Below are 9,562 nucleotides of genomic sequence, written 5' to 3'. Positions count from 1 at the left end.
AGCCAAAACAAAGTTATTGTCATTTTCGATAAAGTTTCGGCCGAGATCAGCAAAGGATAGAGTAGGGATTATGCTTGATTTTCTAGCATCAAAATTTCTCGGTAATACTTCGTCTATCAATACTTCAGCATCAATTAAATGTTTGACGAAATTCTTGGCCTCTGAAAATATCTGCGATTTTGTATTAAGAGTTAGGTCCGATTGTTCACTGAGATAGTTTTTGAAATCAGAGAGAGACTTAGCATCAATATTCATCGACATTGATGCAGTATGCCTCAAGTATTTTAGAAGTCTATGTGCAGTGCCTCTGGGCTTCCTTCGATTACGCAAATGCAAATTTAACTCGGTAATGATTTTGTCGCTGTCATTTAAATCCATTAAGTCAATAACACTTATTGTGCCTGCAACACCAAGAAAAATCTCAAACTTTCCAGAAGGTGAAATAGGACGAATTGAGCTTGGCTTTGTGCTATTTATTTTATGTCGCTGGAACCTTTTAGCAGTCATTTTTCTTCTCCATTTAAATATTCAAAACTATAAACATCTAGAGAATCAATACTTTTATGCCTTGTAAGGTGTTTGGTAAGCTCATCATTCTTTAATGCTTTACGCTTATTAGTGGTGTACCGATGTCTAAGCCCATGGACCCAAACAGACTCATCTTCAGTAAGCTGGTTGGAGTTAACAGCTGATAACCAAGCAGAGCGAACCTGATTTGAAAAAGTCCTTGGATTTATTGCTCTACCCGTTGTGGACGAAAGAAAAATCTCTTTTGGTTCGACAAAATTTATCCTACTTTTTCTTGCTATTTCTAAAAATGGTTTAAGAGTTTTGACTCTCTCATGTTCAATAAAATCCCAGGTACGGATAACAAGCAATGGACTTATTGGCAATAGAGCAGACTTACTACCCTTCGTTACACTTAAATTAATGAAGACATTTTCTTCATTAATATGTGCGTTGACCGCAGTTTTTCTTAAGGGTAATTGATGCGTTGTTAGTGCACATACTTCATGAGCTCGCAATCCCGATGCAACGCACCAATCGATCATTAACTCATATCGGTATCGTACTTGCTTACTAACTAGAGTAGTTGATTCTTTGACTACTTCTATCCAGCGCTCTTTAGGGGCAGATCGTTTGGGTGATTTCTGTCGGGAAAGTCTTGTTACAAGGGGATGTGATGCTTCTTTTCCACTTTCATTTTTTTTAACCCTGATACTAGATACGTCGGTTGTACCTATCAAATTTCTTGCAAACCCTTGATTCTCACACCAGAGCAAATATGCAATAACAGTTCTTAGAACTTGGGAAACATAGTTTGTGGAATTGTCTGCTTCTGAACAGTATCGACGTATAAGTTCATTTGAATACCCTTCAAACCATGCATCATCTATTTCATCCCATTGAATTTGATCTGTTTCAAGTAGACCTTCATTGTCAGTTTCTAATTGAGATAAGAAGTCACAAAGATGCGAAGCATATGTTGCTATAGTGTTAATTGAAAGATTCTGTCGAATACTTAAAAAATACTGTAAAGAAAGTCTATGGATAAACTTGCTAGAAGTGAAAATTACTGGAAAGCCCTTCTTATTTTTAAAGCCAACAGAAGCAAAGCTTACCTTATTCGTATAGCGGACATATGCCATTATTTAATCCCATAAAAACAAGATTTGATGCTAGTAGAAATATAGTTTTTTGTATAGTAAAACTATATAGTTCTGTAGTGGTGATCATAAATCACTTTATTCACACCACGACTAGCCATCGAAATCTCCTGAGATTTTTATCTGTTTACTTTAACTTAATACTAAGCTTAATGATCTATACGATCTAATTCACAGAGCCTAACACAGCTCGCGCTTCGCTTAAATTGAATTTATCATCGACCTTTAAATAAGCCACTTTCTCTTCGAGCACCACAATGGCCTCTACAACACCGATTAACTGTGACAATTTACTGGCCATATCTTGTGCATCGCTTCTATCTTTTACTGTAGCTTCAAGAGTATAGCTTTTCAATAACACAGGCTTTTGCATGCCGAGAGTTAAAAATAACCACACACACATTAGCCCTAGCGCAACAAAAAACACCCCAGATGCACCAACGAGCTGATAAGCTCCGCCGCCTAACATGCCGCCACAAAATGCCCCTAAAAATTGACTAGTTGAATACACGCCCATAGCCGAACCTTTGTCACCGACAGGACAAAACTTAGCAATTAAACTTGGCAGTGATGCTTCAAGGTAGTTAAAACCAGTGAAAAATAACACTACAGCACCACTTAACACCCAAAGGTTATCGGCATAAAGCCCCATCGCAGCTAGTGACACCATCATGATCATTAACGACAATTGAAACATGGTTTTGGTGTTGTTGCGTTTCACCCCAATGATAATTAACGGCACCATTAAGAAAAATGCGCCAACAAAAGCGGGGAAGTACAACATCCAATGTTTTTCTTTTACTAAACCGGCATCAACCAAATCTAGCGGCAATGCCACAAACACCGCAGTGAGCACTAAATGCAGAATAAAAATGCCAGCATCTAGGCGAAATAATTGCGGGTCTAACAACATACGTTTTAATTTTGTCGGAGTGGCAACCGTGTCACCTTTAGGCGCTTGGCTAATAGGATTGGGAACAAAAAACTGTACAATTAACATGCCCAATACGGCTAGAACTGCTGTTAATAAAAACAGCCCCGTTAAGCCCATGTATTGCGCGACAATAGGCCCGACCAATAATGACAATGCAAATGAAAAGCCAATACACATACCGATAATCGCCATGACTTTTGTGCGTTGCTCGTCTCGGGTTAAATCGGCTGCAAGCGCTAATACGGCTGCAGCTATTGCGCCCATACCTTGTACTGCTCGACCAAATACCACACCGTAAATATGATCAGATGATGCAGCAATTACACTACCGATGGCAAACAATACCAAGCCACCAAGAATAATCGGTTTGCGTCCGTATTTGTCGGACAAAATGCCCATTGGAATCTGTAAAAAAGCTTGGGTTAATCCGTATGCACCAATGGCAATACCCACCCATAGCGGTGAAAAGCCTTCCAGGTGCTGACCGTACAGCGCGAAGACAGGCATAATCATAAACAATCCCATCATTCGTAAACCAAACACACTGGCTAACGAAAATGCGACCTTTTTCTCCATACCCGACAGTCCATTACTGGCCATGCTGTTGCCCTTCGATAAGTAATTCAACAATATTATAAGTTGCGCATATTATCACAGCGCCAGAAATTAGCTCAAAAGGAAATCACAGTTTTTGATATAAGATGTTTTATCTGCGCATGTTAAACTTTAGCTGAGTGTTGTGCGTATCATCAAACCAACATAGTCAAAATTGATATGAAGTCCCCCAACAAACTATGCGATACTGATCGCTGTTTTGTTTTACATAAGTCATAGAGTGATATAGATGGATAAAATTGAAATACGCGGTGCCCGAACCCACAATCTTAAGAACATCAATCTAACCATTCCCCGTGACAAACTTATCGTGATAACTGGGTTATCCGGTTCAGGAAAATCATCATTAGCCTTCGATACTTTGTATGCAGAAGGCCAACGTCGTTATGTCGAATCATTGTCGGCATATGCGCGTCAATTCTTGAGTTTAATGGAAAAACCCGATGTTGATCATATTGAAGGCTTAAGCCCTGCCATTTCAATTGAACAAAAATCTACCTCGCACAATCCACGATCTACGGTCGGTACCATTACCGAAATCTATGACTATTTACGCTTGTTGTTTGCCCGTGTGGGCGAGCCTCGCTGCCCAACGCATAATCAGCCGTTGTCGGCGCAAACGGTCAGCCAAATGGTAGATAAAGTATTAGCGATGCCGGCAAACAGCCGTCAAATGCTGCTTGCTCCAGTGGTTAACGACCGTAAAGGTGAACACGTTAAGTTGCTTGAAAGCTTATCAGCACAAGGCTATATCCGCGCCCGTATTGATGGCGAGGTATGTGACTTAACTGACCCACCAACATTAGATTTACACATCAAACATACCATTGAAGTGGTTGTCGATCGCTTCAAAGTACGCGAAGACATGAAACAGCGTTTGGCTGAGTCGTTTGAAACCGCTTTAGAATTGTCGGGTGGCATTGCAAAAATTGCCAGTATGGACGATAGCAAAGCCGAAGAACTGATATTTTCAGCTAATTTCGCCTGTCCACATTGTGGCTATTCGATGGCCGAACTTGAGCCGCGTATTTTCTCGTTTAACAATCCGGCCGGAGCTTGTCAAACTTGTGATGGTTTGGGTGTGCAGCAGTTTTTTGACCCTGAACGAGTAATTGCTAATGATGAACTATCGTTAGCCGGTGGCGCGATTAGAGGCTGGGATAGACGTAATTTTTACTATTTCCAAATGCTCAGTTCATTAGCTGAACATTATAAGTTTGACGTTGAGAAGCCTTATGCCGAACTAAGCGACAAAGTTAAAAAGATTGTCTTATATGGTTCTGGGAAACAAAACATTGCCTTTAAGTACATTAATGACCGCGGCGATGTTGTGATCCGTAACCATCCGTTTGAAGGCATTTTAAATAATATGGATCGCCGTTATCGTGAAACCGAAAGTAACTCGGTGCGCGATGAGCTGTCTAAATTTATTAATATGCAGCCGTGTAACAGCTGTGGTGGTTCGCGCTTACGTGAAGAAGCCCGTAACGTATTTATTGGTGAGTTAAACCTACCGCAACTGACCATTTGGTCGATTGGCGAAGCTAAAGAATACTTCGACACCGTAGTGTTTGAAGGGCAACGAGCGCAAATTGCCGAAAAAATATTAAAAGAGATCAGTCAACGTCTTGGTTTCTTAGTCAATGTCGGGCTTAACTATTTAAGCTTGTCGCGCTCAGCCGAAACCTTATCAGGTGGCGAGGCGCAACGTATTCGCTTAGCCAGCCAAATTGGTGCGGGGTTAGTGGGCGTAATGTACGTGCTTGATGAGCCTTCAATTGGTTTGCATCAACGCGATAACGAACGTTTATTACAAACCCTGATCCACCTGCGTGATTTAGGCAATACCGTGATTGTGGTTGAACACGATGAAGATGCGATTCGTTTAGCGGATCACATTATCGATATTGGCCCAGGAGCCGGTGTACATGGCGGTGAAGTCATTTGTGACGGTACCCTAGAAGATATTCTTAACTGTGAAGAGTCGGTAACGGGTCAATATATTTCTGGTAAGAAGCAAATACACATTAGTGACGAGCGCACCCCAATCGATCCGAAAAAGGTGATTCAGTTATTTGGTGCTTCGGGTAATAACCTAAGAGATGTTGATTTAACCATTCCTGTTGGATTGTTTACCTGTGTTACTGGGGTATCTGGTTCGGGTAAATCGACACTGATTAACGACACTTTCTTTAAAATAGCCCATCGAATGCTCAATGGCGCTACCGTTGATGAACCTGCGCCCTACAGAAGTATTGAAGGCATGGATCATTGCGATAAAGTGGTCGATATTGATCAAAGCCCTATTGGCCGTACACCACGCTCGAACCCTGCCACTTACACGGGTATTTTCACCCCAATACGTGAACTGTTTGCAGGTACACAAGAATCGCGTACCCGTGGTTATCAAGTGGGTCGCTTCTCGTTTAACGTTAAAGGCGGTCGTTGTGAAGCATGCCAAGGTGATGGCTTAATTAAAGTGGAAATGCACTTTTTACCTGATGTTTATGTGCCTTGTGATTCATGTAAAGGTAAGCGTTATAACCGCGAAACCTTAGAAGTAAAATACAAAGGCAAAAATATTCATGAAGTGCTGCAAATGACGGTTGAAGATGCTCGCGGCTATTTTGATGCGATTCCATCTATTTCACGTAAATTGCAAACCTTAATGGATGTCGGCTTGTCGTACATTCGCTTAGGACAAAGCGCGACCACCTTATCTGGCGGTGAAGCTCAGCGCGTTAAATTGGCCAAAGAGTTGTCTAAACGCGACACAGGTAAAACCTTATACATTTTAGATGAACCCACTACAGGGCTTCACTTTGCCGATATTCAACTGTTGTTAGAAGTATTACATCGCTTAAAATCTCATGGCAACACTGTGGTGGTGATTGAGCATAATTTAGATGTGATTAAAACCGCTGACTGGATTATCGATTTAGGCCCTGAAGGTGGTGGTGGCGGCGGCATGATTTTAGCCGCAGGCAGCCCAGAAGATGTCGCAGAACATCCTGAATCTCATACTGCGAGATTCTTAAAGCCGATGTTGGCGCTTCATAGCAAACGTGTAAAGGCTAAAAAAGCCAAAAAACAAGCTTAGATCAAATACCAAACCTTAGGTGAATAAGAGGAGATAGCACACTATGTTTACTACTCAAATTCACCTTAAGGTGTTGGTTATGGTTTTATTAGGCTGTTTACTCAGTGCCTGCAGCCAAACACCTCAGCAATGCTCGTCAGATATTATGACCACTTGGTCTAGCGCCCATCGCCAAATCACTGAAGACATCACCACACTGAGTTCTACTGAATTTCAAGGCCGCAAGACTGACTCTGAAGGCGCACGCCTTACTCAAGCGTATTTAATCAAACGATTTACAGAGATGGGCTTACAGTCCTGGCAGCCAACATTTGCCGTACCGTTTAGTTTTCAGCATCAATTTTCTACCGTCTCTGGGGTTAATATCATTGCCACTATTGCGGCTAAAACTCACTCAAATCGGTGGCGAGTGATTACGGCTCATTATGATCACTTAGGTCAAACGGCCAGTAAAATGTATCCAGGTGCAGATGATAATGCCTCAGGCATTGCCGGAATGATGGCAATAGCAGCCCAATGGCAACTTAGTCCGCCGTTAGATGATGTTAATTTGATGATTGTCGCAACCGACGCAGAAGAACCAGGCTTATATGGCAGTTATGCATTAGTGACCTTATTGCAGCAATACCCAAAGATGGACATTGAACTAAGCGTAAACCTGGACATGATAGGTCATCCAGATCGGCGCAGAGCAATCTACATGGAAGGGCAAAAAAATCTGCCAGATTTTGAGTCTATTAAACCATTGTTGATGCAACAGACCCAATTATGTATTAAAACTCATCACACAAATTTATTAAGTGGGCGAATGAAAAAAAGTGATTGGCTCAGAGCCTCAGACCACTATCCATTTCATAAAGCAGGTTACTCTTGGGTGTATTTTGGCGTGCCACCCCATGCGCAATATCATACGTCCGACGACACAATAGCCACTTTAGACATCGGTTTTATTGTGGCGGTTGCTGAAACAGTATATCAAATGCTCAGTATCGATAAGCTGACCAAGGCCCCATAAATAGCCTATTTCACGCCAACAAATGTTCATTTTTCAACCAATTAACAAATCTTAAAAATCAAGAATCAGGCCAATCTTAAACTATAATAGGCAAATTAATGTTTATTTTCAGTTTTTACGTGGTCAACTAGCATTGTTGCTGCTATAATACGCCCCCTTATCGGCGCGGGAAATCGACACGGGGTTGATTTTCTGTCTGTGAAACTTTAGCACGAGCTTCCGAACTTCGTGCGCATCCACAAGGCTACAACTCAATGTCATCTGAAAGAACTTTCCGCGAACTCGGCCTGTCTGAGTCTTTGTTGCGTTCGCTTGACGAGTTAGGTTATGAAAACCCAACTCCTATTCAAGCCGCTAGTATCGACCCGCTTATGGCTGGTAAAGATATTATCGGTCAAGCACAAACCGGTACCGGTAAAACAGGCGCATTTGCCCTGCCTTTACTAAACAAAATCGACATGAAAATCAATGCTCCACAGATTTTAGTGTTAGCACCAACCCGCGAATTAGCGGTTCAAGTTGCCGAAGCGTTTGGTAGTTATGCCAAACACATGAAAGGCTTCCACGTACTACCGATTTACGGTGGTCAAAGCATGCAACAACAGTTAAACGCCCTTAAGCGTGGACCACAAGTGATTGTTGGTACTCCTGGTCGTGTAATGGATCACATGCGTCGTGGCACATTAAAGCTAGATAATCTAAAAGCCTTAGTATTAGACGAAGCCGATGAAATGCTAAAAATGGGCTTCATCGATGATATCGAATGGGTATTAGAGCACAAGCCTGCTGACAGCCAACTTGCATTATTCTCTGCCACTATGCCTGAGCAAATTAAGCGCGTAGCAGCTAAGCACTTATCTAATCCAGTGAACATCAGCATAGCGTCTAGCCAGACAACTGTTGAGTCTATCGACCAACGTTATGTGCAAGTATCACAACACAACAAACTAGAAGCGTTAGTACGTGTTTTAGAAGTTGAAAATACTGAAGGTATTATCATCTTCGTTCGTACCCGTAACAGCTGTGTTGAATTAGCAGAAAAATTAGAAGCCCGTGGTTATGCTTCATCTCCATTACATGGCGACATGAATCAACAAGCTCGTGAGCGTGCTGTTGAGCAGCTTAAGCGCGGCAAGTTAGACATTTTAATCGCGACTGACGTTGCGGCACGTGGTCTTGACGTTGAACGTATTGGACACGTAGTAAACTACGATATTCCTTATGATTCAGAAGCCTATGTTCACCGTATCGGTCGTACTGGTCGTGCTGGTCGTACTGGTATGGCAATTCTATTTGTAACCAATCGTGAAATGCGCATGTTACGCACTATCGAACGCGCTACAAACAGCCGTATTTCGCCAATGAAAGTGCCTAGCCCTGAATCAGTTGCAGAGCGTCGTTTATCTCGTTTAGGCGAGCAAATCCAAGAAACCATTAACGGCGACTTAGATTTCATGAAAAACGCTGTAGCTGAATTATGTCAACAGCTTGAAGTTGATACCGATTTACTAGCTGCTGCGTTGTTACAACAAGTACAACAAGAGCGTCCACTACAGTTACCAACTATTACCGAACGTCAACGTGATTCACGTGACGAGCGTAGTGATCGTGGTAGCGACCGTGGTGACCGCAATAGCAGCGACCGTCCACGTCGTGAACGCAGTGACCGTGGCGAGCGTAGTAGCCGTCCAGCACCAAATAGCTTTGGTGATGCTGAAGGCTTAAAAGATAACCCAGACGTTAAAATGAATCGTTATGTTATTGATGTAGGTCGTGAAAATGGTGTTGGTGTAGGTAACATCGTTGGCGCTATTGCTAACGAAGCAAACATCGATAGCCGTTTCATTGGTCAAATCCAATTGTTTGATCAAGTCACAACGGTTGATTTACCAGACGGAATGCCTAAAGACATCCTTTCACACCTAAGAAAAGTTCGTGTGTGTGGTCGTCCTTTAAACATTCGTGAAGCGGGTGATGAAGTGTTTGCTGACACGACTCGCGGCGCAGGCGCTCCACGTCGCCCACGTAGTGATCGTGCTCGTAGTGACCGTCCACGTACCGACCGCCCAGCGGGTGATCGTCCGGCTAGTGACCGCCCTGCAAGTGCAGAACGTCGTCCACGTAAGCCACGTGACAACGGTTAATCATTCAGTTGAATGACACAAAAAATGGAGCCTAAGGGCTCCATTTTTGTTTTCCGCGTTTATTCTCTATTCTCTATTCTCTATTCT

6 protein-coding genes are annotated in these 9,562 nt (G+C 42.5%); 3 read left to right on the top strand and 3 right to left on the bottom strand.

The features are described from left to right. The 3 genes from H5202_RS14475 to H5202_RS14465 all read right to left on the bottom strand — a co-directional run. The coding region (locus H5202_RS14475) for a phage integrase SAM-like domain-containing protein (RefSeq protein ID WP_182772697.1) at positions 1–507 on the bottom strand (507 nt) is incomplete at its 3' end. After that, positions 504–1,649 carry a site-specific integrase gene (locus tag H5202_RS14470; protein WP_182772696.1) on the bottom strand — a complete coding sequence of 382 codons (1,146 nt, stop codon included), beginning with the start codon at positions 1,647–1,649 and terminating at the stop codon, positions 504–506. The genes H5202_RS14470 and H5202_RS14475, both read right to left, overlap by 4 nt. 184 nt (positions 1,650–1,833) lie before the next feature. Continuing rightward, positions 1,834–3,201 carry an MFS transporter gene (locus H5202_RS14465; RefSeq protein ID WP_182772695.1) on the bottom strand — a complete coding sequence of 456 codons (1,368 nt, stop codon included), beginning with the start codon at positions 3,199–3,201 and terminating at the stop codon, positions 1,834–1,836. Between the two features lie 244 nt (positions 3,202–3,445). On the opposite strand from H5202_RS14465, the gene uvrA reads away from it, so the two are divergent. From uvrA to H5202_RS14450, 3 genes are all read left to right on the top strand, one after another. Beyond that, complete coding sequence (gene uvrA, locus H5202_RS14460; protein ID WP_182772694.1) at positions 3,446–6,316, top strand: excinuclease ABC subunit UvrA; 2,871 nt, start codon at positions 3,446–3,448, stop codon at positions 6,314–6,316. 43 nt (positions 6,317–6,359) lie between these two features. Next, positions 6,360–7,331, top strand: coding sequence for a M28 family peptidase (locus H5202_RS14455; protein WP_182772693.1), 972 nt, complete (start codon positions 6,360–6,362; stop codon positions 7,329–7,331). 254 nt (positions 7,332–7,585) lie between these two features. Then, positions 7,586–9,475, top strand: a complete 1,890-nt coding sequence (locus H5202_RS14450; RefSeq protein WP_182772692.1) for a DEAD/DEAH box helicase — start codon at positions 7,586–7,588, stop codon at positions 9,473–9,475. The last annotated feature ends 87 nt before the right edge of the window (positions 9,476–9,562 follow it).

Origin of the sequence: Shewanella sp. SG41-4, assembly GCF_014164505.1 — a bacterium.
In the GTDB taxonomy this organism is placed as follows: Bacteria; Pseudomonadota; Gammaproteobacteria; order Enterobacterales; family Shewanellaceae; genus Shewanella.
The sequence above is the reverse complement of the archived record's forward strand: the minus strand, read 5'-3'. Positions and strand labels throughout refer to the sequence as shown.

Coding starts and splice junctions, on each gene's coding strand:
- H5202_RS14455 (WP_182772693.1), top strand. CDS start 6,360: ATGTTTACTACTCAAATTCACCTTAAGGTGTTGGTTATGGTTTTATTA.
- H5202_RS14465 (WP_182772695.1), bottom strand. CDS start 3,201: ATGGCCAGTAATGGACTGTCGGGTATGGAGAAAAAGGTCGCATTTTCG.
- uvrA (WP_182772694.1), top strand. CDS start 3,446: ATGGATAAAATTGAAATACGCGGTGCCCGAACCCACAATCTTAAGAAC.
- H5202_RS14470 (WP_182772696.1), bottom strand. CDS start 1,649: ATGGCATATGTCCGCTATACGAATAAGGTAAGCTTTGCTTCTGTTGGC.
- H5202_RS14450 (WP_182772692.1), top strand. CDS start 7,586: ATGTCATCTGAAAGAACTTTCCGCGAACTCGGCCTGTCTGAGTCTTTG.